This is a genomic window from Bacillus sp. PK6-026, assembly GCF_054161455.1.
In genome coordinates this window covers 2,008,970-2,033,931 of the sequence record NZ_CP096418.1, presented here as the reverse complement: position 1 = coordinate 2,033,931, position 24,962 = coordinate 2,008,970, and the positions used below count along the sequence as shown (strand labels likewise).

The window sequence follows — 24,962 nt, the reverse complement described above, 5'->3', positions numbered from 1 at the left end:
GTATTTGTATAACATGAAATTTAAAGAAAAAAATTAGAATTACTTATTCATTTTCACGAAAATAAGGTGAAATCTTTTCATTCATTGAAAGCCATGATAAAATATGTCCACACAAATCATTCAATTAAAAAAATTAGAATGCGAACAACTATGAAAGAAGTGAGTGAAATGAAACCAAAGTATAAGATCATCATTAATGATATAAAAAGTAAAATCCTTTCAGGAGTTTACAGGGTAGGAGAACAAATTCCTACTGAATCCGCCATACAAGAAGAATACAAAGTCAGCCGGCACACTGTTCGAAAGGCGATTTTAGAGCTGGCGAACGAGGGGTTTTTAAGAAGTGAAAAAGGGTCTGGCACTTATGTAAGTAATCAGTATCAATCAAAACCTGGAGGGAATTCCAATAATAAAATAATCGGTGTAATTACGACCTACATTTCAGATTACATTTTCCCCTCAATTATTCGCGGAATTGAAGGGAGATTGAATGAGGCTAATTATTCGTTACTATTAGCTAGTACAAATAATGATGTCGAACAAGAAAAAAAAGCTTTGGAAATGATGTTGTCATTTGGCGTCGATGGTTTAATTGTTGAACCTACGAAAAGTAATCTATACAATCCCAATATTGCTTACTATTTATCGTTTAAGGAACAGGATATTCCTTTCATCATGATCAATGCTTATTATGAAGAATTAGATGTTCCTTTTCTTTGTCTCGATGATGTGCAGTCCAGCTATCTCGCAACAAAAGAATTAATATCAAAAGGACATACACAAATTGGTCTCATTTCAAAAATGGATGATTTACAAGGAAAGTATCGAATGAAGGGGTATATAAAAGCGCTTGGTGAAGCCAAATTACGATTTCAACCAGAGCATGTGCTTTCGTACAATACAGAGACGAAGCTGGAACTATACACAAACCTGAAGAAGTTTCTAAATGAAAAGAGAGACGTGTTGACTGCAATTGTTTGCTATAACGACGAAGTAGGGTTGGAAGTAGCAAATGTATGCAGACAACTTAATATTTCTGTCCCGGACAAATTGTCAATTATTGGACAGGACAATTCGTATATTGCCAAAAATGCGAATATCAAACTAACAACATTGACACATCCTCAAGAACAAATGGGACACGATGCAGCTGATTGGGTCATCAAGAAATTGCAAGGAAAGAAAGACTTACCAAACGAAACCTACTATCAGCCTGTGTTAATTGAAGGTGAAACCGTAAAAGAGTTAGATGTACAATAATCTTGGTGTGATCAAGGAAAACCCAGTCCATGTGCACTAAAGGCGTGAACGCGGACTGGGTTGTTTTACTCTGTTATTAATTAAGCAGCAGAGAATTTTCATGTATTTGACGCTTGCTCCAAAAAGAAAGCGAAAATCTCACCGATACGGGAAAAAGCTTGTATCACAAGAAAGTAGCCTAGCATTTAAAAATGAACCTGTGTAAAGTTTATCTGGCATGCTCTTTTTCTGCAGCATTCTTCGTTGTCTTGCAGAATGGCTCTATTCTTGATAGGCATGTGGTGATATCCCTAGAATTGGGCGCAGGTCGATTTCACTCCCGTTCATGTTTGCTGATCCATACATCCGTTACTTCCCCTGCCTCATCTTCGTCGATGATGAAAGAACCGTTGCTGTACCGGTCATGAAGCTTGATATCTTTGACAAGCATCTCCTCTGTGATGCCTTTTTCGGTTTGAAGCGTGATTTGAGCATGATATGAGCATGCGAGCAGCCCGGTGATGCGGTGAGGTTTTTTCTTCAATTCCCTCAGCATGAGAACCCCTCGTTTCGCCCGTGACGTTTTTTCAAATTCAGTGCGGTTCATCCGCTTAATAGATCCGCGCTGGGTCACGAGCACAAGCACATCCGATTCCTCTAAAACCTGCCCGCTGGCGACAAAGTCGCCGTCTTTCAAATTGACGCCTTTGACACCGGCCGCCCTTGCACCGACGACGCTGACCTCATCTTCTGAGAACCACAGACCGTAGCCGGAATGTGTCGCGATAAACAAATCTTTCGTTCCGTCCGTTACATGAACATCAACCACTTCATCGTCGTCTTTTAAGTTAAGAGCGACCAATGCTTTTGAATAGCGCTGTGCTTTATACTGCATCAGCTGAGTTCTTTTCGCCATTCCGTTTTTCGTAAAGAACAGCAGGTATTCAGATTCGGTAAACTCTCTGACAGGGATCGCCTTGACGATGGATTCATCGCTGTCGATCGATATGATATTTGTGATGTGCTGACCCAAGTCTTTCCATCTGATATCAGGAAGCTGGTGAACCGGACAATACACATAGCTCCCTTTATTTGTAAATAAGAGCAGTACGTCTGTCGTATTCATTTCCAGCTGACAGAGCAGACGGTCGGTATCTTTCATGCCGAAGTCCTGGCCGTTTGATGCAGCAAAAGACCGCTGGCTCGTTCGTTTAATATAACCGTCTTTCGTCACGGTCACATAAACGTCTTCAGACGCCACCATCACTTCAAGATTGATTTTGATTTCTTCAATTTTCTCCTCGATGACAGAGCGCCGTTGACCGGCATAGATTTTTTTCACCTTTTTCAAGCTGTCTTTGATCACTTTCAAGAGTTTCTTGTCATTGGAAAGGATCTCTTCCAGCTCTTTGATCTTCTGGTCGAGTTCTTTTGCTTCTTCCTGGAGGGCCGTAATATCTGTGTTTGTCAGCCTGTACAGCTGCAATGAAACGATCGCTTCAGCCTGCGGCTCTGTAAATGCGAACTTTTCGATCAGATTGTTTTTGGCATCGCGCTTGTCATTGGAGGAACGGATCGTCGCAATGACTTCATCCAAAATGGACAGTGCTTTCATCAATCCTTCTACGATATGATGCCTTTCCTTCGCTTTTTTCAGCTCATACTGAGAACGGTTGGTGATGACTTCTTTTTGGTGGCCGATATAAGCGTCCAAAATTGATGTGAGATTCATCAACATCGGTCTTCTGTTATGAATAGCCACCATGTTAAAGTTGTACGGAATCTGCAAATCCGAGTTTTTGTACAAGAAATTTAAAATACCTTGTGCATCCGCTTCTTTTTTCAGCTCAATCACGATTCTGAGTCCTGTCCGGTCGGTCTCGTCACGGACTTCGGAAATCCCTTCGACCTTCCGTTCAATCCTGAATTCGTCCATTTTTTTCACTAAATTCGCTTTGTTGACTTCAAACGGAATTTCAGTAATGACAATTTGCTGGCGGCCGCCTCTGATGGTTTCGATCTCGGCTTTGCCCCTGATGATGATTTTACCTTTTCCGGTTTCATAGGCTTTTTTTATGCCTTCTTTACCCTGAATGATTCCTCCGGTCGGAAAGTCCGGTCCTTTTACGAGCTCCATGAGGTCATCCACACTGCAGTTCGGCGAGTCAATCCGCCTTATCACGGCATCGATCACTTCCCCGAGATGATGCGGCGGAATGTCAGTCGCATACCCGGCGGAAATCCCTGTCGATCCGTTGACAAGCAGGTTCGGGAACATCGCCGGAAGGACGACGGGCTCCTTGCTTGTATCATCAAAGTTTGGCACAAACTCGACCGTTTCTTTGTCAATATCTCGCAAAAGCTCTGAAGCGATCGCTGCGAGCCTTGCTTCTGTATAACGCATCGCAGCCGGCGGATCACCGTCGATGCTTCCGTTGTTACCGTGCATTTCAACCAGCACGTTGCGAACCTTCCAGTCCTGGCTCATCCGCACCATCGCTTCGTAGACCGAACTGTCTCCATGAGGATGATAGTTCCCGATTACATTACCGACCGTTTTTGCGGCCTTGCGGAAATTCTTATCGTGCGTGTTCCCTTCCGCATGCATGGCGTATAGGATTCTTCTTTGAACAGGCTTCAGGCCGTCCCTGGCGTCAGGGAGCGCCCGATCCTGAATAATATATTTGCTGTATCGGCCGAAACGGTCGCCGATCACGTCTTCCAATGGTAAATCATGATAAATCTCTGGCTGTGCCATTTATTTAAACCTCCTCAGCGACCGATAAATTCTCGTTTTCTAAAATGTTGCTTTCTTCATCAAGTCCGAAGGCGACGTTTTTCTCAATCCATTTTCTTCTCGGCTCAACTTTGTCGCCCATCAATGTCGTCACGCGCCTTTCCACACGGGCTGCGTCATCGATTTTAACCCTGACAAGCGTTCTTGATTCGGGGTTCATTGTCGTTTCCCAAAGCTGGTCAGCGTTCATTTCGCCGAGACCTTTATAGCGCTGAATCGTATATCCTCTTCCGACTTTTTTGAGGACGTCGTCCATTTCTTCATCAGACCAAGCATATTCAATGATTTCTTTTTTGCCAGACCCTTTGCTGACTTTATAGAGCGGCGGCAGCGCGATAAACACTTTTCCGTGCTCGATCAGCGGCTTCATATAGCGGTAGAAAAAAGTCAGGAGCAGCACTTGGATATGAGCGCCGTCTGTATCCGCATCTGTCATGATGATGACTTTGTCGTAATTGATGTCCTCAATGTCAAAATCAGCGCCGACCCCTCCGCCGATCGCATGAATAATCGTATTGATCTCTTCATTTTTAAAAATATCGGCCAGCTTCGCTTTTTCCGTATTGATAACCTTTCCGCGGAGCGGCAGGACAGCCTGGAATTTCCGGTCTCTTCCCTGCTTTGCTGATCCTCCGGCAGAGTCACCCTCCACGAGATACAATTCGTTTTTGGACGGATTCCTTGATTGTGCAGGCGTCAGCTTGCCGGAGAGCGTCGCTTCGGATTTCTTTCTTTTCTTTCCGCTTCTTGCCTCTTCTCTTGCTTTTCTCGCAGCTTCTCTTGCCTGGGAGGCTTTAATCGCTTTTTTGACGAGCAATGTTGCCGTTTCCCTGTTTTCTTCAAGGAAATATGCGAGCTGCTCGGAGACGATCGCATCAACGGCTGATCTTGCTTCACTCGTGCCGAGCTTTCCTTTTGTCTGTCCTTCAAATTGAAGAAGCTCTTCTGGAATCCGGACGGAAACGATGGCTGACAGGCCTTCCCGGATGTCCGTTCCTTCAAGGTTTTTGTCCTTTTCTTTTAAAAGGGCCACCTTTCTCGCATATTCGTTGAATGCTCTTGTCATCGCCGTTTTCGCACCGGACTCATGGGTTCCTCCGTCCTTTGTTCTGACATTATTGACGAATGACAGGATGTTTTCGGAATAGCCGTCATTAAATTGAAACGCGAAGTCCACCTCGATGCCGTTGTGCTCCCCTTCAAATGAGACCACTTCAGAAAGCGCGTCTTTCTCCTCATTTAAATAAGCGACAAAAGCTTCGATTCCGTTTTCGTATAAAAACGTTTCTTTTGTTTGATCGCGTTCATCGATCAATTCGATTTTTAATCCTTTTAACAAAAAGGCTGATTCTCTCAGACGCTCTGAAAGCGTTTCAAAGTTAAAAGTCGTTGTGCTGAACATCGTAGGATCAGGCTTGAAATGAATCAGGGTGCCGGTCTTTTTGGTCGTTCCGATTTTATCAAGGGATGTCACCGGTTTGCCGCCGTTTTCAAAACGCTGTCTGTAAACATTTCCGTCCCGCTCAATTGTGACTGTCAGCCACTCAGACAGGGCGTTTACAACGGATGCACCGACGCCGTGCAGCCCCCCGCTCGTTTTATAGCCGCCTTGGCCGAACTTTCCTCCGGCATGCAGCACTGTCAAAATAATTTCGGGAGTCGGTTTGCCGAGCTTATGCATTCCTGTTGGCATTCCCCGGCCTCTGTCTTGCACCGATATGCTGTTATCTTTATGTATCTTTACTATAATATGATTCCCATGGCCCGCAAGGACTTCATCGACGGAATTATCGACGATTTCATATACGAGATGGTGCAGACCCCGGCTGTCTGTCGAACCGATGTACATACCGGGGCGTTTTCTGACCGCTTCAAGGCCTTCGAGCACCTGTATGGAATCATCATTATAGTCAAATTGCTGTTTCTTAACCAAATGCATAAACCCCTTTCAAAAATCAAACATTGCTTATAAAGAATAATACACACTCTGTCATGTAAAGCAAAGTATTATCCGATTCTTTTCCAATCGCTTCAAGCATTGTCGGGAAAATGTTAAATGAATGCCGTTTTTTTTGCACAGCCGTCATTTTACACGATTCGCCCCCTGGAGGACAAGGCTTTTCCACCAGCAATTGGAAAATCATTCTTAAAAAAACTGTCCAAGACTTATTGTAGCCGTTTTTCACAGCAATTCGCAAACATATTCTCGCATAAAAAAGACAAAAACCCTTGAATAAACAAGGATTTTTGTCTTTTTTATGCCGATTTTGTTAACGCGTGTGCCACTTTTATACACAAATCCATAATCACCGTATAGCCTTTTTCGCTCAGAAGCCGATAAGCTTCTTCGTTGACAAGCCCCTGCTGCGCCCAAAACACATCTGCGTCTATCTCCAGGAATTCCTTTGCGACATCGGGCAAATGTTCGGATCTTCTGAACACATTGACGATATCGACATGTCCTTCAATGTCTTTTAATGATGCCACAGCCTTGACGCCCAGCGCCTCATCTATGGACGGATTGACAGGGATGATGTCATATCCCGCGTCCTGCATCGCTTTTGATACCATGTACGATGTTCTTTCAGGATTGTCGGACAGGCCGACTACCGCGATTCGTTTACTGTTTTCAAGAATGCTTTTGATTTCCTGTTTAGAAGGGTTTTCCATGGCGATCACTCCTTTTACGTTCAGTTTACACGAAATCAAAGGCGATAATCAAAATTTTCATATGATTAGGGCGCATTATCTTGTATGATATATACGGTACTTCTAAAGAAAAGCCGTCATGAAAAGCGCCTCTCATGTTAAAATAAAGAGAAGGGATCATCTAAAAAGGAGAAATGAAATGTTAATTGCTTTATTATTTGTTTTAGCCTATCTACTCGGCAGCATTCCGTCCGGCTTAATTGTCGGAAAGGCCGCCAAAGGAATCGACATCAGGGAACACGGCAGCGGCAATCTTGGCGCCACCAATGCATTCCGGACACTTGGGGTGAAAGCCGGCTCCATCGTGGTGGCTGCGGATATTTTGAAAGGGACGCTCGCCGCCTTTCTGCCCACCATCCTCCACATCGGCGTACACCCTTTGTTGGCCGGTGTAGCCGCAGTCATCGGGCATATGTTCCCTGTGTTCGCCAAATTTAAAGGCGGAAAAGCTGTCGCTACTTCCGGAGGCGTATTGCTTTGCTATCAGCCTTTTCTGTTTCTCACAATGATTGCGGTGTTCTTTCTGTTTTTGTATATCACAAAATATGTATCGCTTTCTTCCATTTTAACCGGCTTGTATACAACGGTTTACAGCCTGTTTACGAAAGATCTTTTATTGGTGGCAGTCGTCGCCTTTCTAACGGCGTTTGTCGTATACAGACACAGGACGAACATTAAACGCATTATGGATAAAACCGAGCCCAAAATCAAGTGGATGTCCGGCAAAAAATGAGCCTATCCGAAAAACATTATATTTTCATGATCGGACAAAATCGTTATATACTATAAATAGATTCAGCATGCTTTGAAACAAATGATGAAGGAGTGCTTGCCCGTGAATTTGAAAATTAATGAAGAGGCGCTTAAATGGTATAAGGACGAGCTTGATTTAAAAGAAGGAGATCAGGTTCGCTTCTTTGTCCGTTACGGAGGCTGCAGCAATGTTCAAAAAGGCTTCTCCCTTGGGGTTTCAAAAGATGAGCCGCAGCAAATCGGTGTGAGCGCGGAAAAAGACGGCATTACGTTTTTCGTTGAAGAAAGCGATGTATGGTATTTCGACGGCCATGATCTGCTTGTCACCTATAACGAATCTTCGGAAGAGCCTGTTTTTGAATATCAGTAAAAAAGAGCATTTTATAAAACTTGCAGAGAAACTCTTGTTTTTCTGCAAGTTTTTTTATTTTTCATCTTAATTAAAGTACCGAAAAAAGCCTTCCAACACATAGACTGGCTCGCCTGAGTGTGCGGCAGCTGCACACCGTACGCTGCGTACACCTCCCGAATAACCGAGTGAGTATAGATTCTGTATATCTAAAATGCAGTTCGTCTAAAATAAACCGGCAAGGATTTTCCCATATTATACAGAGTCATTGATATCGAGGTGTTTGACATGGTTTACGGTGTGATAACCTTTATTTTGCTAGCTGTTTTTCTGATCTTTTATTTAACGGACCGAAGAAGGATCATCAACGGTTTTTTATTCAATCTATTTTTTTGTTCATTTCTTGTTCTATCCTACTATCTGGCATACGTTGTCGGAATCGGTTTTTTCAGACTGTTCGTCATTGTACCGCTGCTGATCTTTTTCTTTATCCTAACGTTTGGTCTATTTGCTTTAATGATCGGGTTATTTCTGAATGCGAGAATTCTTATCAAAAGAGAAGGACGGCGATTGTCTAATTGTTTGACTTTAATTTCCGGGTTAGGCATTATCATATTTTTCCTATTATCCGTGATTGACCCCGCTCGTTTTTTATCGCCAAATGTTCAGCCATTGTTTGCGGGATCATCGCTTATTACGGTCTATTTCTTTTTTCATTTAACAAATTTCTTAACAGCTTATTTTCTATATCAATTTAACAGACCGAAGCTTAATCAGGATTACATCATCGTTCTCGGGAGTGGATTAATTAACGATACAGTACCCCCGCTTTTAGCAAGCAGGATCAATAAGGCTGTCGATTTTTATTGGAAACAGACAGCTATTGCTTCTCCGCCAAAAATCATTTTCTCCGGCGGGCAAGGACCTGATGAAAATCTTTCTGAAGCCGAAGCTATGCAAAGATATGCTATAAAAAAAGGGATACCTGGAGAGCACACTTTGAAAGAAGACCGTTCTGTAAATACATATCAAAATATGCTTTTCTCCAAACAACTGATGGACTCATTAACAGACGGCAAATATAACAGCATCTTCACAACAAACAATTTCCATCTGTTCCGTGCCAGCCTATATGCAAAACGAGCAGGCTTGAAAAGCGATGGCATCGGTTCAAAGACCGCTTTTTATTATTGGCCGAACGCCATGATCCGTGAATATATCGCTGTTGTTGTGATGAATCGTAAACGGCATAGCATTGTCGTGGGAACTATATTGGGCATTTCTATCCTTTTGACCGCATTTAATTTTTTCATTGATTAAAAAATGGCAGTCTCAATTGATTATGATGGGTATTTTCGAAGGACATCTTCACCAAAAAGATGTCTTTTTGCTTGGAAAATATAATTTCACTGCACTGATGCTTCAAATATCTTTTTAATAGTCAGCATAACAGCGATTGATAGAATGGAAAACGATTTTCCCCCTATTTCGCAAAAACCTCCCCTTCTTTTATCTGCAACAAGCCACAACTGAAAAGTGATTTTCTCAAATGCTAAAGCCTCAATTTACCCTTATCAGATCTAATGGTGAACAGATTCTTTTTTCTTAATGCTTCTTCCTACTTCAAGTAGCTGTTTTTTTGGTGCGCTTGGACTTTAAATGCTTACAACAGTGAAAGGAATATGTAAGATAAATCAATGGTTTCGTTTGGAGGTTTTATATATGATGGGTTCGAGGTGATAAAAGATGAAATGGTTTTTAGGGATTTTAACGGTAGGACTGATGATTTTGGCCGGGGGCTATTTTTTATATTCCGGATATTATTCAACGGAAGCTTATTACGTCAAAATTACAACAGATCCAAAAGTCGTTAAAGAAAAAACAAGTGATGGATACACATATATAAATTATAACTATGATGTTACGGGTTATGATAAAGATGGAAAACCCAAAAACCTAAAACTCTCTTCTCAGGAAAAAATGCAGAAAGGTCAGTATTATATTATTCATTGGGAAGACAGAAGAGAAATCATATCCAGCAAAGAAAAAGCAAGCGAGAAGCAAATAGATCAGGACATCCTGCACAAATTAAACAATCAAAGTCAATGAGACGCTCACTCTGCTCCCTAAAACTTCTTGTTTTAGGGACTTTTTCACGAAAAATAAAATGACTGCGGCCTTATCAAGGCATGAAAAACACTAAGGTACGACATCTTGAAACTAAAGATATCGTTCCGACTTTTTCTCCTTCAATGTTTGCTCGTCAGGATGAAACAAGCAAGGACAATCCTTGCTTGTTTCAAGGGTGTCCGGGTTTCTCTAAAACACCGGATTATTCGAGCCTGAAACGCTTGATATGGCTTGAGAGCTTTTCTTGTTTTAAAATCTCGATCTGCTTCTCTCCCAATAAATCAAAGTGAGGAAATTTGCTTCTTTTATGGATCCACTCTTTTTTCAGTCCGTACTGTTTGCCCCACTCTGCAAGCTTATCAATGTTGCCGCATCCGGCTTTTGTCACGGTATTGACATCCGGATACCTGTCATCGAGCCAGTAATGCGTGAGGAACGCAACTTCGCCGTTTAAAACGGCGCGCTTCCATTCGTTCAGCTCGTTTCTTTTAATACCGAATGCCATTACTTTTTGGCCTCTTCATAAGCTTCATGCCACTTTGGATAAAGCTTACGGAACTGAACCGGTTTGAAGCTGTCCCCGTCAACGCAAATATGGGACGATGTGGCCTTCACAGCGGTTTCACCAGCGGAATTGAAGATTTCATACCCATATACCGTTTTAAAGCCGTTATATTCTTCAATCCATGTATGTACCGTCGCGGTTTCACCGTAGCGAAGAGGTTTGACGTAGCGGACATTGATATCCACGACAGGCGACAGGATGCCGTCTTTCTCCATTTCGGCGTAAGAGAAGCCGAGTTCTTTAATTAAAGCCGTCCGTCCAACCTCCATCCAAATCAAATAATTGGCGTGATAGACGACGCCCATTTGGTCTGTTTCGGCATAGCGGACTTCTATTTCTTTTTTTGAGACGTACAAATTCCTCTACTCCCTTTTCACAATATATATAATCCAATCTTAGCATATAGAATGGGCAAAAACACGACAGACGGCTTCATGCAAAAAAACCAGGTCGCCCTGGTTTATTGATGATATCCGTTTTCGCGGTCTTCCGCCTCGTCATGGATTTCATTGCGCATCGCCTCAATGCTCTCATTTCGGCGTTGATTTTTTTCGCGGATCTGCTCCTGTTCCGCCTGGTTGGCAAAAGACAGCTGCTCCTCAGACTCCTCGATATTTTCGATTGTGTTCTGCACCATGTCTTGAAGCTTCTCCACGTTGTCTGATCTGTCATCCGGATGATGTTTTTGGTGTGTCATGCGGGTCTCTGCCTCCTTTTCTTCTTTACTCGCCCTTTGTCTGCATAATGATCGGCGTTTCTCCTGATTTATCATGCATCTTTTTTCCTTTGTTGCGCTTATATTCTACCGGTTTTGTCCCAAGATGGCTCGGGGCAAATTTAGACTGTTTGTCATGTTCCCTCGGCATGTCTATCCCTCCTTTTCAGCATTAGGATTCTCAAAAAGGAGCGTAAACATGAATCGATTTTTAAAAAGTCACTTCAGCTTAAATTTCTCTTCAAGCTTATCTTCCAGCCGATCAAGAAACTCCTGGTTGGTCATGAGCTCCTTTTTGTTTTCCAAGACAAGTTCTTCAAATGTCCGCCTTTTCGTTTTTTTCATGTTGAATCACCTCCAGCTTGTTTTCATTTTCACCATTTTTTGGGCGATATAAGCAAAAAAGCCGGGATTTTTTATAATCCCAGCTTTTCTTCCATATTCTTTTTCGACATCGTCCCAAGGACGATATCTTGAATCATTCCGTTTTCATCAATAATAAATGTTGTCGGATACGAAAAAATCTCGTATTTCGCATTGATGCCCGTTCGATCTAAGACGATAGGGAAATGTAAACCGTGCCTTTCGGCAAACGTTTTGACCGACTCTTCGTTTTTCTCGGAAGAGGTAAAGTTGACGGCCAAAACGGCAATGTCCTGATTTTCGTTTTGGAGTTCTTCCATTGCAGGCATTTCTATTTCACACGGTTTACACCAGGTGGCCCAAAAATTTAACAGCACTTTTTTTCCTTTAAAGTCTGATAAAGATACATCGTTTCCATCCTTTAAAGACGGAAGCGTAAAATCAGGCGCCTTGTCTCCTTTCGCAATGCCGATTTCGGCTTCCTTTTGCCCTGTGAAGTTCCATACCGCAAGACCGGCCAAAACGAAAAGAAACGCGGCAGCCAGCAATTTTTTCATCATCGGCATCCTCCAATTCAGGATCACGCTGAAAAAAGAAGAGAAAGCTAAAGGCTTTCTCTCCTCATTCAATTACTGTTTCATTTTATTGCGGAGCACCATTTGCAGGATTCCGCCGTGACGGTAATAATCGATTTCTACTTCGCTGTCAAAGCGTACAACAGCTTGAAACGACTTGACTGTGCCGTCTTCGGCAATCGCTTTGACTTGAACGAGATCCCGCGGGCGAACCGTCTCACTCACGTCAACTTCAATCGTTTCTTTCCCGGTCAAACCGAGCGTTTCAGCGTTTTCTCCCTCTTTAAATTGAAGCGGAAGAACGCCCATCAGCACAAGGTTGCTTCTGTGAATTCTTTCAAAGCTTTCTGCAATGACGGTTTTGATGCCGAGCAGATTTGTTCCTTTTGCCGCCCAGTCGCGGGAAGAACCCATTCCGTAGTCTTTTCCGGCAATGACGACCAGACCTGTGCCGTCTTCTTTATACTTCATGCAGGCATCGTAGATGGACATTACTTCTCCGGTCGGCCAATACGTTGTATAACCGCCTTCTGTACCCGGAGCGATCTGGTTTTTGATTCTGATGTTGGCGAATGTTCCCCTCATCATGACTTCATGGTTTCCGCGTCTTGAACCATATGAGTTGAAGTCTCTAGGAGAAACGCCTTTTTCCTGCAGATATTTTCCGGCTGGCGTGTCTTTGCCGATCGCTCCCGCAGGAGAAATATGGTCTGTCGTGACAGAATCTCCGAATTTGCCGACAATGCGCAAGCCTTTAAGCGGTTCAACCGTACCAGGCTCAACTGACATGTTTTCAAAGAACGGCGGGTTTTGAATGTAAGTGGATTCTTCATCCCATTTATACAGGGCTTCATCCGTTGTTTCAATCGCATTCCAGCGTTCATTGTCATCAAACACGCGCTCATATTCTTTTCTGAACAACTCAGGAGTAACGGTTTGCTTCACGACGGAGTTGATTTCGTCCATCGTCGGCCAAATATCGTTGAAGTATACGTTTTGACCGTCTTTTCCGACGCCGATCGGTTCGTTTTTCAGGTCAATATCTACCGTGCCCGCCAATGCATAGGCTACGACAAGCGGCGGAGACGCCAGGTAGTTTCCTTTGACAAGCGGATGAATCCGGCCTTCAAAGTTACGGTTTCCGGAAAGGACAGACGTAATCAGCAGGTCATTTTCGGCAACCGCTTTTTCGATTTCAGGCGCAAGCGGTCCGGAGTTCCCGATACATGTCGTACAGCCGTATCCGACGATGTTAAATCCAAGCTCGCGCATATATGGAAGCAGGCCTGAATTGACTAAGTAGCCTGTTACGACTTTTGAACCCGGAGCCAGGGATGTTTTCACATAGTTCGGTACTTTCAATCCCAGTTCAACCGCTTTTTTAGCGACAAGGCCCGCACCGATTAAGACATAAGGGTTTGATGTATTTGTGCAGCTGGTGATCGCCGCAATCGCAATCGCACCCGTTTTCATGACGGCTTCTTCGCCGTTTTCAAGCTTAAATTTGATTTCTTTGTCAGCCTCACTCGCGTTTAAACCGAATCCCTGGTTCCCTGCAGGGCTTGCCAAATGCTTGTGGAATGTCTCTTTCATGTCAGTCAGCGGAATGAGATCCTGAGGACGCTTCGGACCTGAAAGATTCGCTTCAACTTTTGACAAGTCAATTTCAACGATATCGGTAAATACGGGATCTTCCTGATCAGGCGTGTAGAACAATCCGTTTTGACGGCAATATTCTTTCACCACATTGATATGTTCTTCATCACGGCCTGTTAAACGCATGTATTCCAATGCTTCCTCATCAACAGGGAAGAAACCGCAAGTCGCGCCGTATTCAGGAGCCATATTTGCGATTGTCGCACGGTCTGCAAGCGGAAGTTCTGCAACACCCGGTCCGAAGAATTCGACGAACTTTCCGACCACGCCTTTTTCACGCAGCACCTGTGTTACTTTAAGCGCCAAGTCCGTCGCCGTCGTGCCGTTCGGCAGCTTTCCGACAAGCTTCGCTCCGATTACTTCAGGTACAGGGAAATATGAAGGCTGGCCGAGCATGCCCGCTTCAGCTTCAATTCCGCCGACGCCCCAGCCGAGAACGCCGATTCCGTTGATCATCGTTGTATGGGAGTCAGTACCGACAAGCGTGTCAGGATAAGCGACAATCTCACCGTCTTCTTCCACAGCATGGACAACGTTTGCCAAATACTCAAGGTTCACCTGGTGAACAATACCTGTAGCAGGGGGAACAGCCTGATAGTTATTAAACGCTTTCTTAGCCCAGCTTAAAAATTTGTAACGCTCTGCATTTCGTTGGAATTCAAGGTCCATATTAATTGTCAATGCATCTTCCGTACCCGCTTTGTCAACTTGTACGGAGTGGTCGATGACAAGGTCTACCGGTATTTCAGGATTGATTTTATCCGGATCTCCGCCGACTGAAGCCATCGCTTTTCTTAATGAAGCAAGGTCTACAACGGCTGGAACGCCGGTAAAGTCCTGCAAAATAACGCGGGATGGTTTGAAAGGAACGTCAATATCCTTTAATTCGGCAGTGCCCCATTTTGCCAAGTTTTCAACGTGTTCCTTTGTAATGACTCTCCCGTCTACTTGACGAAGAACGGATTCGAGCAAAACTTTAATGGAATAAGGAAGTTTTGATACGTTTCCGATTCCTTGATCCTCTAATGCTTTTAAAGAATAATAGCTGTACGTTTTGCCTTGTACTGTAAACGTTTTTCTTGATTGAAAAGCGTCTTTTTTTGCGACTTGTTGCTGATTCGCCATTTCTCCAAAATCCCCCTTTAAAGATCAAGATCATACGCCAGAAAAATCGGCATATTTCACCACAATTTTCTCACAATTTAATCTTAAAACAATTTTAAACATAAGTAAATATCAATGTTTTTATTAAATTCAATAAGAATGCCTTATATAAGGAAAAAAGTTTATTTTACTGGAAATACATTTTTTTATACAATACACCCGCTAAGGCTATACTACAGTCTGAGGTGATCGAAATTGGCCAAACGAAAAGCAAATCATGTCATCAATGGAATGAACAATGCTAAACGCCAAGGAAACGGCGCGGGATATATTGAAGATGACCAGCATATTCTCACTGAGGCGGAACGCCAAAACAACAAAAAACGGAAGACCAATCAATAAATCCTAAAAATCCTTCATGAATGGCTTAGGAGGTTAAGACATTGACAAATAAAAACGACGGCAAAGATATGCGCAAAAACGCACCGAAAGGAGCTCAGCCTGGGCAGCCAGAGCCTTTGAGCGGAAGCAAAAAAGTTAAAAACCGGAACCATACGAGACAAAAACATAATTCCAGTCACGATATGTAACATTTTCCGCGTCTTTCACGGCGCGGTTTTTTACTTACCTCTCTGGCGATGCAACCCCCTTCGAATCGCCTCCTTCACATGAATTCACAGCTGTGCATAATCTAACGGTAAGGCTAGGTATGGAGGAATGATCAAATGACAAATACAAAACGTTTCGATTCCGCAGATTTTGATAAAGAATGGATGAAACAGTTTGTTGACGACCCTTTTCTCCTCTATGATGAGACTTTTCCGATCGACCTTTATGAAACGAGCACTGAATATATAATCGAAGCAGATTTAAGCCGCTTGAATGCCCGGCACCTTGACATGACGTTTTCCGGCTACGATTTCAAGCTTGCGGTTAAAACCGATGAACAGCATTACGAAAAATCGCTGATGCTTCCTTTCTTTTTGAATGACAAACAGATCGAAGCGGAATGCGAGAACAGTATTCTTGCAGTTAAAATCAATAAGGAAGCAAGCCAAGATGAAGTTTCGCTTTCATTTCATATTCCTTTTATATCATACATGCACAACAAGCAGAACCCGGACAGCGCGTAAAACACTTTGCCATCCGGGTTTTTTTCCGTTCGTTCGTCAAATATCCGCTAGCAATTCTCTATGGCCGATTAGGGAATTGCTATACAATAGATTATGTTCTAGCACCTCTTTTGATCAGGCCGGTGTCCCATTTTATATTATTTTTTCTATGTTCTTCTAAAACGCCTTCATGTAAAATAGGTTATAGACAAAGGAGTGATGAGAGATGCTGGAAGGATGGTTTTTATGGCTGATGCTCGCTTGGATCGTCATCATGATCGTCCTCTTGTCAATCGGCGGTTTTTTCATGTTTCGCAAATTTTTAAAAAGGCTGCCTAAAGAAGATGGGAAATCTGAGCTGGACTGGCAGGATTATTATATTGAACAGACAAGGCATTTGTGGAATGAAGAAGAAAAAGAACTGCTTGAAGAATTAGTTTCTCCCGTACCCGAACTGTTTCGCGATGTAGCAAAAGCGAAAATCGCCGGAAAGATCGGAGAACTCGCATTAAAGGAAAAAGCAGGCGCAATCGACCGGGATTTAATCGTCAGAGGCTATATTATGGCCACACCGAAAAAAGACCATAAGTTCCTCGTAAAGCGTTTAAAAGAAAAGAACATTGATCACTCTTCCTATCAAGAGCTTTTTAAATAAACAAAACCTTTCCTGAAAGAAGGAAAGGTTTTGTTTTAATTGACCTGTATGTGATTTGACGCTTCAATCTGGCTTGAAAGCTTTCTGAACGATAAAAACATGGCAATCCGCCAAGGAACGATCATCCCGAAAGCCAGAATCCAAAACATTCCGCTCAGTGCGCCGTAATCGATCGTTGTGCTTAATATGCTCTTCATCGCGATCCGGATGACGAGCAGCGCAATTAAAATAAACACAAACGATTTGGAGCGTTTAATATAGATTTTATCATCGCGGATTTCAAATTTTGAGGTTTTAATTAAGAAAATAGAAAAGATCATGCCCACTGTGAGAGCTTCCAAAAATTCGGCACCGGTCACGTGGAACATCGGAAATAAAAACATGAGAGCACCGGTGCTCATAAAAATCGGAGGCAGTATAATTTTTTTGGCCGTAGCCGGTTTTTCAGATGACTTGATTCTGACAGCCATGACAATGACGGCCATCACGACGGCAAGTATAGATGAAACGACGATCATCATACATATCATCCCTTTTTCTAAAGCTAATTTCTCTACTTGTTACTATACTCCAAAACGAAGAAAAAAACCATGTTCAGGTTTTTCAGCTGCAAGGATTTCCGAGCACGTGGCGAATCGCTTCGACGACTTTCGTCTCCTCGAAAGGCTTGACGATAAAGTCCTTGGCTCCGGCTTCGATCGCTTCAACAACGATTCGCTTTTGCCGCATGGCCGTACACATGATCACTTTCACCTTCGGGTTCAGCTGGATCATGTCCTTTAAAGCTTCAATCCCGTTTTTCACAGGCATTGTAATATCCATGATAACCAAGTCCGGCTGCAGCTCTTGATAAAGCAAAACAGCTTCTTCCCCGTTCCCGGCTTCACCCGCGACTTGCAAGTCTTCTGTTTCAAGTATTTCTCTGATTTTATCTCTCATAAATTTTGCATCATCAACAATTAAAACCCTTGTCATACTCCCCTCCAACATCATTATTCAATTTTGCTGTGAATAAGTCCTATTATAACAAAAAACCAAGGCGGTCCTTAGCCAGGTATCTAAAAGCCTCTGAAATCGCCGAACAGGCCTGACAGTACGATAATGATTTTCGTCATCCAGTCAAAGAACAGCAGGATTCCGACTGCAATCATTGCAATTCCGCCGATCTTCATGATGATGAGCTGATGCTTTCGAAGCCATTTCATCTTTGTCATGAAAAAAGACAGGAGCAGAAACGGCAGGCTGAATCCGAGCGCATAAAGCACCATATAAGGTACGGCCGACATCGGGTTCGTTCCGGCGAGTGTGATGACCGCTGCAAGAATCGGACCGGTGCAGGGCGTCCAGCCGGCGGCAAATGCCATTCCGATTCCGACAGAACCGAGCAGGCCGCCGGGCCTGTTTTTAAAATGGAGGCGCCTTTCTTTCATTAAAAATTCAGGCTTAAAAACCCCCAGTGTGACAAATCCAAAAAAGATGATGAATACCGCGCCAAGCTGCCTGATGAGCTGATGATAATCCTTAAAAAAGGACCCGACAAGCGATGTGCTGTAGCCGAGAGCCACAAAGATCATCGAAAAGCCAATCAGGAAAAAGATCGTATGTATCAGGCTCCTTTTTTGAAACATAAGTCTGTCAGAATGGATTTCACTCATGCTGACACCTGTAATATATGATAAAAAAGCGGGATACAGCGGCAGGCAGCATGGCGAAATAAACGATAGAAACCCTGCACCGAAAGCGAGAATATAGTTGATATCAGCCATCTCTTTCTCCCTTCTATTTTTTGGAATACTATGAAAGAAAATCATTTGATATGACAATTACATTTCAATTTCCTAACATATCACAAAAAAGGATGTTGGTTTCACGAATTTCTTTATATAATCAATTTTGACAATTTACCCTTATCACCTTCAGAATTGAAAAGGAACCTATATATGGATATAATAACATTTAGTAGGCAACAAAAAGATGATTTTTACAGAAGAAAGGATAAATTCCTGTGATGAAAGAAAATCTGCTTCATGAAATTGAGGAAAAAAGAAAAGAGCTGCTAAAAATCGTCATGACAAACGGCATGACTTCACATATCACCATTCAGCACAGCCAGCAGCTGGATATCCTTCTTTTGGAATACCAAAAACTATCTCTCGGACATACACAATAATCATAGATCAAAATAAAAAACCCGGAAGCGGGTTTTTTATTTTATAACCATGTTCCTTCTATGTCATAATCGCATTCGTATTATTTCGTTTGATTTTCCATGGCTTTCATCATTTGATTAATTTTCTTCTGGGATGGTTTCATACCCATCTGCATCATCATCATGCGCAGCATTTGTTCATTAATTGGCGGATTTTTTTTCAAATAGTTCATCATATATTTACGAGCAATAAAAAATCCGAGTGCAACACCTGCGAGCAATGCTAAAACGCCCACTAGGATGACAACCCATAAATCCATTTAATTTCCTCCTTCATGTTGTCTCGTATAAAGTGTACTAAACCAAACGCTATTATACAACATCTACAGTCCAAAATCTTTTTTTTATACAAAATTTCTTTCTTTCACAGGGTTCAGCCAGCCGTAACGTTTCATATTAAAATCCATCGCAAGGAAACACGGACTTACTTTCCGCAAAACCTCAAAGAAAACCGTTTCGGCATCGAATGGACCCTTCGCCAAAATCTCAATATGTCGGTCTTTGATAATAAAAGAAGCGCTTCCTTTTGGAACAATCAATCTGTATACATAGTCAACTTGTGTATAGTCTTCCCGGCAGAGGTTCATTTTCATTCTTTTGTGTATATGGGCTGCGGGAATCGGTTTTGTAATGAACTCGATCTGCTTGGCGGCTAATTGAGACTTTTGATCGGGGCTCGTCCAATGATAATCGTAAAACAGCTTGAACATGACAGACTCTCTTCCAAAATAATGGCTGGCAAATTCCTCTTCTATCAAATACGTATAATAATGGCGTTCCATCACTGTCTCATCCCCCTGTATCGAAGAATATATGCTTTCTATTATACAAAAGGGGGTTAGAAATAATTGTCTGATGATGATAAAAGAAGCGACTAATTTTGTCGAAATGAAAAAAAGAGAATGATCCGCAGATCATTCTCTTTCATATGCCCGATTAGCGATTTAACAGTTTTTTCACCCGGTCAACTACATTCGCAGGCGTAAAACCGTATTCTTTCATGATCGTTTCGCCGGGAGCTGAAGCACCGAAATGGTCGATTCCGAGAATGTCCCCGTCAGTGCCGGTATATCTCTCCCATCCGAGCGGTGATCCCATTTCAATTGCGAGACGCTTTGTCACATCAGTTGGAAGAACAGCGTTTTTATATTCGGCCGGCTGCTTGTCGAAACGATCCCAAGACGGAACGCTGACAACGGATACGTCAATGCCTTCTTTTTTCAGCTCGCTTTGTGCGTCAAGCGCAAGGCCAACTTCAGATCCGCTCGCAAGCAAGATCGCTTGCGGTTTTTCGTTTTGGCTTTTCGAAACGACATATCCACCTTTTTCAACGCCTTCATAAGCTGCTTCAGGAGACTGATCGATTGTCGGCAAGTTTTGACGTGTCAACACAAGCGCAGTCGGCTGACTTTTTGATTGAAGCGCCAGTTTCCAGGCTGCTGCTGTTTCATTTCCGTCTGCAGGTCTGATGACGGACAAGTTCGGCAGCGCACGAAGTGATGCCAACTGTTCAATCGGCTCATGAGTCGGTCCGTCTTCTCCGACGGCAATGCTGTCATGTGTAAACACATATGTGACAGGAAGCCCCATTAATGCAGCAAGACGGATCGCAGGTCTCAGATAGTCGGAGAAAACGAAGAACGTTCCGCCGAATACGCGAAGGCCACCGTGGAGAGCCATTCCGTTCAAAGCTGCTCCCATCGCAAATTCACGTACACCGAACCAGATATTTCTGCCGGCGTAATCTCTCGCTGAAAAATCTCCGCCGTTTTTGATTGTCGTTTTGTTGGAGCCGGCCAAGTCAGCGGATCCGCCAAAGAAGAACGGCACTTGTTGTGCGATTCCGTTTAATACTTCCCCTGAGGATGCACGCGAAGCAAGGCTGCTTCCTTTCTCATACGCAGGTACTTTCTGATCCCAACCTTCAGGAAGCTCGCCCTTCATCGCAAGTTCAAGCTCTTCGGCAAGTTCCGGGTGGGCTTTCTTGTATGCGGAGAACAGCTCGTTCCATTCCGCCTCTTTTTTCTTGCCCGCTTCTTTCACTGTTTCGTTAAAGTGTTCGTACACTTCAGAAGGGACATGAAAATCTTCTTCGTATGTCCACTCATACGCTTCCTTCGTTAATTTCGCCTCTTCTGAGCCAAGCGGAGCACCGTGAACGCCGGATGTTCCCGCGCGGTTTGGAGAGCCGAAACCGATCGTTGTTTTCACTTCAATTAATGTCGGCTGCTTTTCATTTTGTTTCGCTTTTTCGACGGCCGCCGTAATCTCGGCAATGTTATTGCCGTCTTCAACATAAAGCACTTCCCAATTCATCGCTTCAAAACGCCGCTTCACATTTTCAGAGAATGAGCGGTTTAATTCACCGTCAAGCGAAATGTCATTTGAATCATAAAGCACGATGAGACGGCCGAGTTTCAAATGTCCCGCAAGCGAAGCCGCTTCCGATGAAATTCCCTCCATCAAGTCTCCGTCACCGCAAATGCTGTATGTATAATGATCAACGACGCGATAGTCGTCACGGTTGTAAGTTTCCGCAAGGTGACGTTCAGCAAGCGCCATTCCGACAGCCATTCCGATTCCTTGGCCAAGCGGGCCTGTCGTCGCATCTACACCCGGAGTATGTCCGAATTCCGGATGTCCAGGCGTTTTGCTTCCCCATTGGCGGAAATTCTTGAGGTCTTCAATTGAAACGTCATATCCGCTTAAGTGAAGCATGCTGTACAGAAGCATTGATCCGTGTCCGGCGGACAGCACAAAACGGTCCCTGTTAAACCAATTCGGATTTTCAGGGCTGACATTCATCATTTTTGTCCAAAGCGCATAAGCCATCGGAGCAGTCCCCATCGGCATGCCGGGGTGACCGGATTTAGCTTTTTCAATCGCGTCTATGGAGAGTGTTCGTATTGTTGCGACAGATTTTAATTCAATCGTTTTCATTATGATCCCCTTCCTGTATGGACTCTACTTTCTTATCATAAATCTACCCATCGGTTTTCACAACCATTTCAGCTCAAAAGCAGTGAAAAATGACGAATCTTTGCCTTCATTTTAAATTGTAGTATATACAAAAAGGGAATACGATATCGGCGTATTCCCCAAATTAATGCAATCGGCGGTTTCTTTTTTCCTGTTTGAGCTTTTCAGGCGTCACATCATTACCTTCAGGATCAACAATCGTCACAGTTTTCAACGTGTTTTTCATAGACGCGCGGACGCCTTGAAGATATTCCTGGCGAAGCTTCTGCTGTTCTGCTTTTTCTTCGTCTGTTAAAGATCCGCTCTTTGCTTTTTTGGCAAGCTCGTTAATTCTGGCTATTTTTTCATTAGAAATCATAAGATACTCCTTTGATTCGGTATATATCCATCATACTACTAAATCCGCTTTCGTTTGACAACAGATTAGTCTGCAAGGCCGTCCTTATACTCCTGGTAGCGACGGTGAACGGTTGCTTTTGAAATGCTGTATCCGAACCCTCTCAACACGGCTGCAATCTCCGCAAACGTCAGCTTGTTCTCCCTGAGCCTGACGATTTCTGAAAGAGGCGCTTCGATCCGCTCTCTCCCGCCGCCTTCATTGCGGTGTTTCAGATTCCTCTCCGGGCGGTAGCCGTTTTCGACCGCCTTCTTCATTCCCCGCTTAATCTTCAGGTTATGTATTTTCCGCTGGTATTCTTCGACAACGCCGACAATCTCCAAAACCATCGAATCCGCTTCGGAAAGCTCAAGCTTTCCCCGGTGAGCCAGCGTGTAGATTTGAACGCCTTCTTTATATAAACAGTGAAGAAGGGCAATTTTGGCATTCCCTCTTCCAAGCCGCGTATCATCCTGTATTAAAACCGCGTCAATGTCTGATGTTTTGATTTCCTCGAGCAGATCGAAGACGCCGTCGCGGTCCATCTCATATCCGCTCGCCTGTTCGGAAATGACGTTCACGACGTTCATCCCGTGCTCAGCGGCAAGCGACTGGAGCTCTTCAGCCTGCCGTTTTAATGAGGTTTCCTGCTGCTCCTTCGCAGTGCTTACCCTGGTGTAAATAATCGCATTCATGGAAATCCCCTCAATCATTTATTCTACAACTGCAAGCTGATATTGATCGGAGTGCTGTTTGGCTACCGGCAGGACCAAAACATCGCCCGGTTTAATAACGGATGTCGGCAGATTGTTTTTATCGGCGACCCATTCGATGAATTTTTGTTTGTCAGCGGGTTTTCCGCCTTTGATCCGGTCGGCCAGCTCCCACAATGTATCGCCTTCCTGCACTTCTATTTTAACATATTGCTTTCTTTCTTCGATTTTACCGGCAAAAGACACAAACAGAATACAGCAGCTGATCACAGCAGTAAACAGACTGACAAAAATCAATGATTCTCTTTTCATATCCATCACCCCAGAATGTTTGTTCGGTTTTATGATTTCAGTATACATACGAACAAATGTTTCTGTCAATCGTTTTTTTCGAACCTATGTTTGTACTCAAAGGAAAAACATGCTATAATCTAGCTAAAATCGACGTTTTGAGGTGCAAAAAATGACGAAGCTATCAAAAAGACAACTTGATATTTTGCGTTTCATTAAAGAAGAAGTGAAACGCAAAGGCTATCCGCCTTCCGTCAGGGAGATCGGAGAAGCGGTCGGCCTGGCGTCAAGTTCAACGGTCCACGGCCACTTGGCAAGGCTTGAAACGAAGGGATTGATCAGAAGGGATCCGACGAAGCCGAGAGCGATCGAAATTCTCGATACAGAGGAAGAAATTCACATTCCGAAAAACCAGGTTGTCAATGTCCCGGTCATCGGAAAGGTGACGGCCGGTACGCCGATTACCGCAGTCGAAAACATTGAGGAATACTTTCCACTTCCAGACCGCCTGGCGCCGCCGGATGAGCATGTCTTTATGCTGGAGATCATGGGCGAAAGCATGATCGATGCCGGAATTCTTGATCAGGATTATGTGATAGTCAAACAGCAGAACACCGCAAACAACGGAGATATCGTCGTTGCGATGACCGAAGACGACGAAGCGACTGTTAAGCGGTTTTTCAAGGAAGAAACCCATATCCGCCTTCAGCCGGAAAACCCGACGATGGAACCGATCATCCTCCAGAATGTGACGATTCTCGGAAAAGTCATTGGCGTATTCCGCACGGTTCATTAAAAAACGGACTCATCAGCAAAACCGCCGGTCGGCGGTTTTTTTTACACGAAAAAACAGGCTCACATCCATACGGAAATGAAGGATGCGAGCCTGAAACAGAGGGATTGATCATATGCTTACATTACCATTATCCCCCAAACGAGTTTTCCTGTCAACAAAAATGTTTCCTAGAGGAAACATTTTTCGTTGTCTCCCTATTATCGAACGATAAACAAAATTCTCGTCCCGTCAGCGTAACCGCTCAGCCTGTTCCCGACCCAGGAGCCGGCTCCGCGGTTATCCGATGAGCTGACATATCTGACCGACGCTCCTTTTCCCCCTTCTTCACACATGGCCATCGGCCATTCGTCACGGTCAAAGCCCGGCTTAGTCGGAATCCCCTTTAATGATTCCTGACGGCGCTTATCCGCTCCAGATCTTTCAATTGTGCAGACATCTGAATGGCCCGCTTTGATCGCATCGCTTATATGAGCACCGGTTTCAGGATAGCGCGATGCCGGAAAATACAATACGTCATCATACCTTGCAACGCCTTCGGCATGCTGAGGAGAATATGCAGCCCCTCCCGAAAGCCCAAGCAGCACCAATGCGGAAAACAGCAGATGAATCGCCCATTTTTTGATCATGACAAAAACAACCTCCTCTTGTATATGCTGGTGTCACTAACAGATTAAGAGAGAATTGTTTTTGCTTTTCGGGCTCTTTGTGAAAAAGACGTTTAGATTGTGTAAATAAACGTAAGTTAAATACTCGGGTCATACCCGTGAAAAACTGCATGTACTTTTTGCGTCCGCTCTAAACGTATACACGGCTGCCGTCAGGAAACATGCGGCTGCCGGATAGCAAATTTTTTCATCGTTGTATTTTTTAAAAATG

Annotated in this window: 31 protein-coding genes; 11 read left to right on the top strand and 20 right to left on the bottom strand. The window is 43.6% G+C overall.

The window, feature by feature from the left end:
• Positions 1-168: 168 nt before the first annotated feature.
• Positions 169-1,260: a GntR family transcriptional regulator gene (locus M1D59_RS10555; RefSeq protein WP_095290630.1), complete on the top strand. Its 1,092-nt coding sequence runs from the start codon at positions 169-171 to the stop codon at positions 1,258-1,260.
• Positions 1,261-1,573: 313 nt separating this feature from the next.
• On the opposite strand, the gene parC is transcribed toward M1D59_RS10555, so the two are convergent.
• From parC to M1D59_RS10540, 3 genes are all read right to left on the bottom strand, one after another.
• Positions 1,574-3,997, bottom strand: a complete 2,424-nt coding sequence (parC, locus tag M1D59_RS10550; protein WP_216920680.1) for a DNA topoisomerase IV subunit A — start codon at positions 3,995-3,997, stop codon at positions 1,574-1,576.
• 4 nt (positions 3,998-4,001) lie between these two features.
• Positions 4,002-5,969 carry a DNA topoisomerase IV subunit B gene (gene parE / locus M1D59_RS10545; RefSeq protein WP_020451614.1) on the bottom strand — a complete coding sequence of 656 codons (1,968 nt, stop codon included), beginning with the start codon at positions 5,967-5,969 and terminating at the stop codon, positions 4,002-4,004.
• A 323-nt stretch (positions 5,970-6,292) separates the two neighbouring features.
• Positions 6,293-6,706 (bottom strand): CoA-binding protein, encoded by a 414-nt coding sequence (locus tag M1D59_RS10540; protein ID WP_075754574.1) that lies wholly within the window; start codon positions 6,704-6,706, stop codon positions 6,293-6,295.
• Between the two features lie 178 nt (positions 6,707-6,884).
• Between M1D59_RS10540 and plsY the strand changes: the two genes are divergently transcribed.
• From plsY to M1D59_RS10520, 4 genes are all read left to right on the top strand, one after another.
• Positions 6,885-7,478 (top strand): glycerol-3-phosphate 1-O-acyltransferase PlsY, encoded by a 594-nt coding sequence (plsY, locus tag M1D59_RS10535; RefSeq protein ID WP_023857586.1) that lies wholly within the window; start codon positions 6,885-6,887, stop codon positions 7,476-7,478.
• A 102-nt stretch (positions 7,479-7,580) separates the two neighbouring features.
• Positions 7,581-7,868: a HesB/YadR/YfhF family protein gene (locus M1D59_RS10530; RefSeq protein ID WP_020451611.1), complete on the top strand. Its 288-nt coding sequence runs from the start codon at positions 7,581-7,583 to the stop codon at positions 7,866-7,868.
• A gap of 267 nt (positions 7,869-8,135) precedes the next feature.
• Entirely contained in the window at positions 8,136-9,167 is a 1,032-nt protein-coding gene (locus M1D59_RS10525; RefSeq protein WP_035338659.1) for a YdcF family protein, read from the top strand.
• A 426-nt stretch (positions 9,168-9,593) separates the two neighbouring features.
• Positions 9,594-9,956 carry a YxeA family protein gene (locus M1D59_RS10520; RefSeq protein ID WP_130569491.1) on the top strand — a complete coding sequence of 121 codons (363 nt, stop codon included), beginning with the start codon at positions 9,594-9,596 and terminating at the stop codon, positions 9,954-9,956.
• Between the two features lie 223 nt (positions 9,957-10,179).
• Here M1D59_RS10520 and M1D59_RS10515 read toward each other — a convergent pair whose 3' ends face one another.
• The 7 genes from M1D59_RS10515 to acnA all read right to left on the bottom strand — a co-directional run bounded on the left by M1D59_RS10515 (position 10,180) and on the right by acnA (position 14,976).
• The gene (locus M1D59_RS10515; protein ID WP_020451608.1) at positions 10,180-10,482 is read right to left on the bottom strand and encodes a hypothetical protein; all 303 of its coding nucleotides are present in this window, start codon (positions 10,480-10,482) and stop codon (positions 10,180-10,182) included.
• On the bottom strand, positions 10,482-10,898 hold the full coding sequence (locus M1D59_RS10510; RefSeq protein WP_020451607.1) for a YbgC/FadM family acyl-CoA thioesterase: 417 nt from the start codon (positions 10,896-10,898) through the stop codon (positions 10,482-10,484). The genes M1D59_RS10515 and M1D59_RS10510 overlap by 1 nt, the downstream gene beginning before the upstream one ends.
• Before the next feature lie 104 nt (positions 10,899-11,002).
• On the bottom strand, positions 11,003-11,239 hold the full coding sequence (gene tlp / locus M1D59_RS10505; RefSeq protein ID WP_023857589.1) for a small acid-soluble spore protein Tlp: 237 nt from the start codon (positions 11,237-11,239) through the stop codon (positions 11,003-11,005).
• 25 nt (positions 11,240-11,264) lie between these two features.
• A complete protein-coding gene (locus M1D59_RS10500) occupies positions 11,265-11,408 on the bottom strand; it encodes an acid-soluble spore protein N (RefSeq protein WP_003182261.1) in 144 nt (47 codons plus the stop codon).
• Between the two features lie 68 nt (positions 11,409-11,476).
• Positions 11,477-11,602, bottom strand: a complete 126-nt coding sequence (locus tag M1D59_RS10495; protein ID WP_023857590.1) for an FbpB family small basic protein — start codon at positions 11,600-11,602, stop codon at positions 11,477-11,479.
• A 71-nt stretch (positions 11,603-11,673) separates the two neighbouring features.
• Positions 11,674-12,180, bottom strand: coding sequence for a redoxin domain-containing protein (locus M1D59_RS10490; RefSeq protein WP_020451605.1), 507 nt, complete (start codon positions 12,178-12,180; stop codon positions 11,674-11,676).
• 69 nt (positions 12,181-12,249) lie between these two features.
• Positions 12,250-14,976, bottom strand: coding sequence for an aconitate hydratase AcnA (acnA, locus tag M1D59_RS10485; protein WP_458118016.1), 2,727 nt, complete (start codon positions 14,974-14,976; stop codon positions 12,250-12,252).
• A gap of 234 nt (positions 14,977-15,210) precedes the next feature.
• On the opposite strand from acnA, the gene sspO reads away from it, so the two are divergent.
• The 4 genes from sspO (at position 15,211) to M1D59_RS10465 (ending at position 16,722) form a co-directional block, all read left to right on the top strand.
• Positions 15,211-15,357: a small acid-soluble spore protein O gene (gene sspO, locus M1D59_RS10480; protein ID WP_020451603.1), complete on the top strand. Its 147-nt coding sequence runs from the start codon at positions 15,211-15,213 to the stop codon at positions 15,355-15,357.
• 41 nt (positions 15,358-15,398) lie between these two features.
• Positions 15,399-15,545: a small acid-soluble spore protein P gene (locus M1D59_RS10475; protein ID WP_003182250.1), complete on the top strand. Its 147-nt coding sequence runs from the start codon at positions 15,399-15,401 to the stop codon at positions 15,543-15,545.
• A 135-nt stretch (positions 15,546-15,680) separates the two neighbouring features.
• The gene (locus M1D59_RS10470; protein WP_020451602.1) at positions 15,681-16,088 is read left to right on the top strand and encodes an Hsp20/alpha crystallin family protein; all 408 of its coding nucleotides are present in this window, start codon (positions 15,681-15,683) and stop codon (positions 16,086-16,088) included.
• Between the two features lie 205 nt (positions 16,089-16,293).
• Positions 16,294-16,722 carry a DUF2621 family protein gene (locus M1D59_RS10465; protein WP_020451601.1) on the top strand — a complete coding sequence of 143 codons (429 nt, stop codon included), beginning with the start codon at positions 16,294-16,296 and terminating at the stop codon, positions 16,720-16,722.
• A 35-nt stretch (positions 16,723-16,757) separates the two neighbouring features.
• Here the strand turns inward: M1D59_RS10465 and M1D59_RS10460 are convergent, their stop codons facing one another.
• The 3 genes from M1D59_RS10460 to M1D59_RS10450 all read right to left on the bottom strand — a co-directional run bounded on the left by M1D59_RS10460 (position 16,758) and on the right by M1D59_RS10450 (position 18,488).
• Positions 16,758-17,252: a CcdC family protein gene (locus M1D59_RS10460; RefSeq protein WP_020451600.1), complete on the bottom strand. Its 495-nt coding sequence runs from the start codon at positions 17,250-17,252 to the stop codon at positions 16,758-16,760.
• A gap of 73 nt (positions 17,253-17,325) precedes the next feature.
• Entirely contained in the window at positions 17,326-17,697 is a 372-nt protein-coding gene (locus M1D59_RS10455; protein ID WP_020451599.1) for a response regulator, read from the bottom strand.
• Between the two features lie 83 nt (positions 17,698-17,780).
• The gene (locus tag M1D59_RS10450; RefSeq protein WP_020451598.1) at positions 17,781-18,488 is read right to left on the bottom strand and encodes a cytochrome c biogenesis protein CcdA; all 708 of its coding nucleotides are present in this window, start codon (positions 18,486-18,488) and stop codon (positions 17,781-17,783) included.
• 242 nt (positions 18,489-18,730) lie between these two features.
• Here M1D59_RS10450 and M1D59_RS10445 point away from each other — a divergent pair, with 242 nt between their 5' ends.
• Positions 18,731-18,892: an aspartyl-phosphate phosphatase Spo0E family protein gene (locus tag M1D59_RS10445; RefSeq protein WP_020451597.1), complete on the top strand. Its 162-nt coding sequence runs from the start codon at positions 18,731-18,733 to the stop codon at positions 18,890-18,892.
• A gap of 80 nt (positions 18,893-18,972) precedes the next feature.
• Here the strand turns inward: M1D59_RS10445 and M1D59_RS10440 are convergent, their stop codons facing one another.
• The 6 genes from M1D59_RS10440 to yneA all read right to left on the bottom strand — a co-directional run bounded on the left by M1D59_RS10440 (position 18,973) and on the right by yneA (position 23,311).
• Positions 18,973-19,191 (bottom strand): YneF family protein, encoded by a 219-nt coding sequence (locus M1D59_RS10440; protein WP_003182236.1) that lies wholly within the window; start codon positions 19,189-19,191, stop codon positions 18,973-18,975.
• Positions 19,192-19,275: 84 nt separating this feature from the next.
• Entirely contained in the window at positions 19,276-19,713 is a 438-nt protein-coding gene (gene sirA / locus M1D59_RS10435; RefSeq protein WP_003182234.1) for a sporulation inhibitor of replication protein SirA, read from the bottom strand.
• A 154-nt stretch (positions 19,714-19,867) separates the two neighbouring features.
• Positions 19,868-21,871: a transketolase gene (tkt, locus tag M1D59_RS10430; protein ID WP_458118015.1), complete on the bottom strand. Its 2,004-nt coding sequence runs from the start codon at positions 21,869-21,871 to the stop codon at positions 19,868-19,870.
• 163 nt (positions 21,872-22,034) lie between these two features.
• The gene (locus M1D59_RS10425) at positions 22,035-22,268 is read right to left on the bottom strand and encodes a DUF896 domain-containing protein (RefSeq protein ID WP_020451594.1); all 234 of its coding nucleotides are present in this window, start codon (positions 22,266-22,268) and stop codon (positions 22,035-22,037) included.
• A gap of 65 nt (positions 22,269-22,333) precedes the next feature.
• Positions 22,334-22,981 (bottom strand): YneB family resolvase-like protein, encoded by a 648-nt coding sequence (locus M1D59_RS10420; protein WP_161517393.1) that lies wholly within the window; start codon positions 22,979-22,981, stop codon positions 22,334-22,336.
• 18 nt (positions 22,982-22,999) lie between these two features.
• Positions 23,000-23,311, bottom strand: coding sequence for a cell division suppressor protein YneA (gene yneA, locus M1D59_RS10415; RefSeq protein ID WP_020451592.1), 312 nt, complete (start codon positions 23,309-23,311; stop codon positions 23,000-23,002).
• A 151-nt stretch (positions 23,312-23,462) separates the two neighbouring features.
• Between yneA and lexA the strand changes: the two genes are divergently transcribed.
• Positions 23,463-24,086 (top strand): transcriptional repressor LexA, encoded by a 624-nt coding sequence (gene lexA / locus M1D59_RS10410; protein ID WP_020451591.1) that lies wholly within the window; start codon positions 23,463-23,465, stop codon positions 24,084-24,086.
• Between the two features lie 197 nt (positions 24,087-24,283).
• Here the strand turns inward: lexA and M1D59_RS10405 are convergent, their stop codons facing one another.
• A complete protein-coding gene (locus tag M1D59_RS10405) occupies positions 24,284-24,712 on the bottom strand; it encodes a NucA/NucB deoxyribonuclease domain-containing protein (protein WP_025809943.1) in 429 nt (142 codons plus the stop codon).
• Positions 24,713-24,962: the final 250 nt, after the last annotated feature.

What these genes read in the sequence shown, in the direction of transcription:
- M1D59_RS10555 (WP_095290630.1), top strand. Translation starts at nt 169, where the DNA reads ATGAAACCAAAGTATAAGATCATCATTAATGATATAAAAAGTAAAATC.
- parC (WP_216920680.1), bottom strand. Translation starts at nt 3,997, where the DNA reads ATGGCACAGCCAGAGATTTATCATGATTTACCATTGGAAGACGTGATC.
- M1D59_RS10540 (WP_075754574.1), bottom strand. Translation starts at nt 6,706, where the DNA reads ATGGAAAACCCTTCTAAACAGGAAATCAAAAGCATTCTTGAAAACAGT.
- plsY (WP_023857586.1), top strand. Translation starts at nt 6,885, where the DNA reads ATGTTAATTGCTTTATTATTTGTTTTAGCCTATCTACTCGGCAGCATT.
- M1D59_RS10525 (WP_035338659.1), top strand. Translation starts at nt 8,136, where the DNA reads ATGGTTTACGGTGTGATAACCTTTATTTTGCTAGCTGTTTTTCTGATC.
- M1D59_RS10520 (WP_130569491.1), top strand. Translation starts at nt 9,594, where the DNA reads ATGAAATGGTTTTTAGGGATTTTAACGGTAGGACTGATGATTTTGGCC.
- M1D59_RS10515 (WP_020451608.1), bottom strand. Translation starts at nt 10,482, where the DNA reads ATGGCATTCGGTATTAAAAGAAACGAGCTGAACGAATGGAAGCGCGCC.
- tlp (WP_023857589.1), bottom strand. Translation starts at nt 11,239, where the DNA reads ATGACACACCAAAAACATCATCCGGATGACAGATCAGACAACGTGGAG.
- M1D59_RS10500 (WP_003182261.1), bottom strand. Translation starts at nt 11,408, where the DNA reads ATGCCGAGGGAACATGACAAACAGTCTAAATTTGCCCCGAGCCATCTT.
- M1D59_RS10495 (WP_023857590.1), bottom strand. Translation starts at nt 11,602, where the DNA reads ATGAAAAAAACGAAAAGGCGGACATTTGAAGAACTTGTCTTGGAAAAC.
- M1D59_RS10490 (WP_020451605.1), bottom strand. Translation starts at nt 12,180, where the DNA reads ATGATGAAAAAATTGCTGGCTGCCGCGTTTCTTTTCGTTTTGGCCGGT.
- acnA (WP_458118016.1), bottom strand. Translation starts at nt 14,976, where the DNA reads ATGGCGAATCAGCAACAAGTCGCAAAAAAAGACGCTTTTCAATCAAGA.
- M1D59_RS10470 (WP_020451602.1), top strand. Translation starts at nt 15,681, where the DNA reads ATGACAAATACAAAACGTTTCGATTCCGCAGATTTTGATAAAGAATGG.
- M1D59_RS10465 (WP_020451601.1), top strand. Translation starts at nt 16,294, where the DNA reads ATGCTGGAAGGATGGTTTTTATGGCTGATGCTCGCTTGGATCGTCATC.
- M1D59_RS10460 (WP_020451600.1), bottom strand. Translation starts at nt 17,252, where the DNA reads ATGATATGTATGATGATCGTCGTTTCATCTATACTTGCCGTCGTGATG.
- M1D59_RS10455 (WP_020451599.1), bottom strand. Translation starts at nt 17,697, where the DNA reads ATGACAAGGGTTTTAATTGTTGATGATGCAAAATTTATGAGAGATAAA.
- M1D59_RS10450 (WP_020451598.1), bottom strand. Translation starts at nt 18,488, where the DNA reads ATGGCTGATATCAACTATATTCTCGCTTTCGGTGCAGGGTTTCTATCG.
- M1D59_RS10445 (WP_020451597.1), top strand. Translation starts at nt 18,731, where the DNA reads ATGAAAGAAAATCTGCTTCATGAAATTGAGGAAAAAAGAAAAGAGCTG.
- M1D59_RS10440 (WP_003182236.1), bottom strand. Translation starts at nt 19,191, where the DNA reads ATGGATTTATGGGTTGTCATCCTAGTGGGCGTTTTAGCATTGCTCGCA.
- sirA (WP_003182234.1), bottom strand. Translation starts at nt 19,713, where the DNA reads ATGGAACGCCATTATTATACGTATTTGATAGAAGAGGAATTTGCCAGC.
- tkt (WP_458118015.1), bottom strand. Translation starts at nt 21,871, where the DNA reads ATGAAAACGATTGAATTAAAATCTGTCGCAACAATACGAACACTCTCC.
- M1D59_RS10425 (WP_020451594.1), bottom strand. Translation starts at nt 22,268, where the DNA reads ATGATTTCTAATGAAAAAATAGCCAGAATTAACGAGCTTGCCAAAAAA.
- M1D59_RS10420 (WP_161517393.1), bottom strand. Translation starts at nt 22,981, where the DNA reads ATGAATGCGATTATTTACACCAGGGTAAGCACTGCGAAGGAGCAGCAG.
- yneA (WP_020451592.1), bottom strand. Translation starts at nt 23,311, where the DNA reads ATGAAAAGAGAATCATTGATTTTTGTCAGTCTGTTTACTGCTGTGATC.
- lexA (WP_020451591.1), top strand. Translation starts at nt 23,463, where the DNA reads ATGACGAAGCTATCAAAAAGACAACTTGATATTTTGCGTTTCATTAAA.
- M1D59_RS10405 (WP_025809943.1), bottom strand. Translation starts at nt 24,712, where the DNA reads ATGATCAAAAAATGGGCGATTCATCTGCTGTTTTCCGCATTGGTGCTG.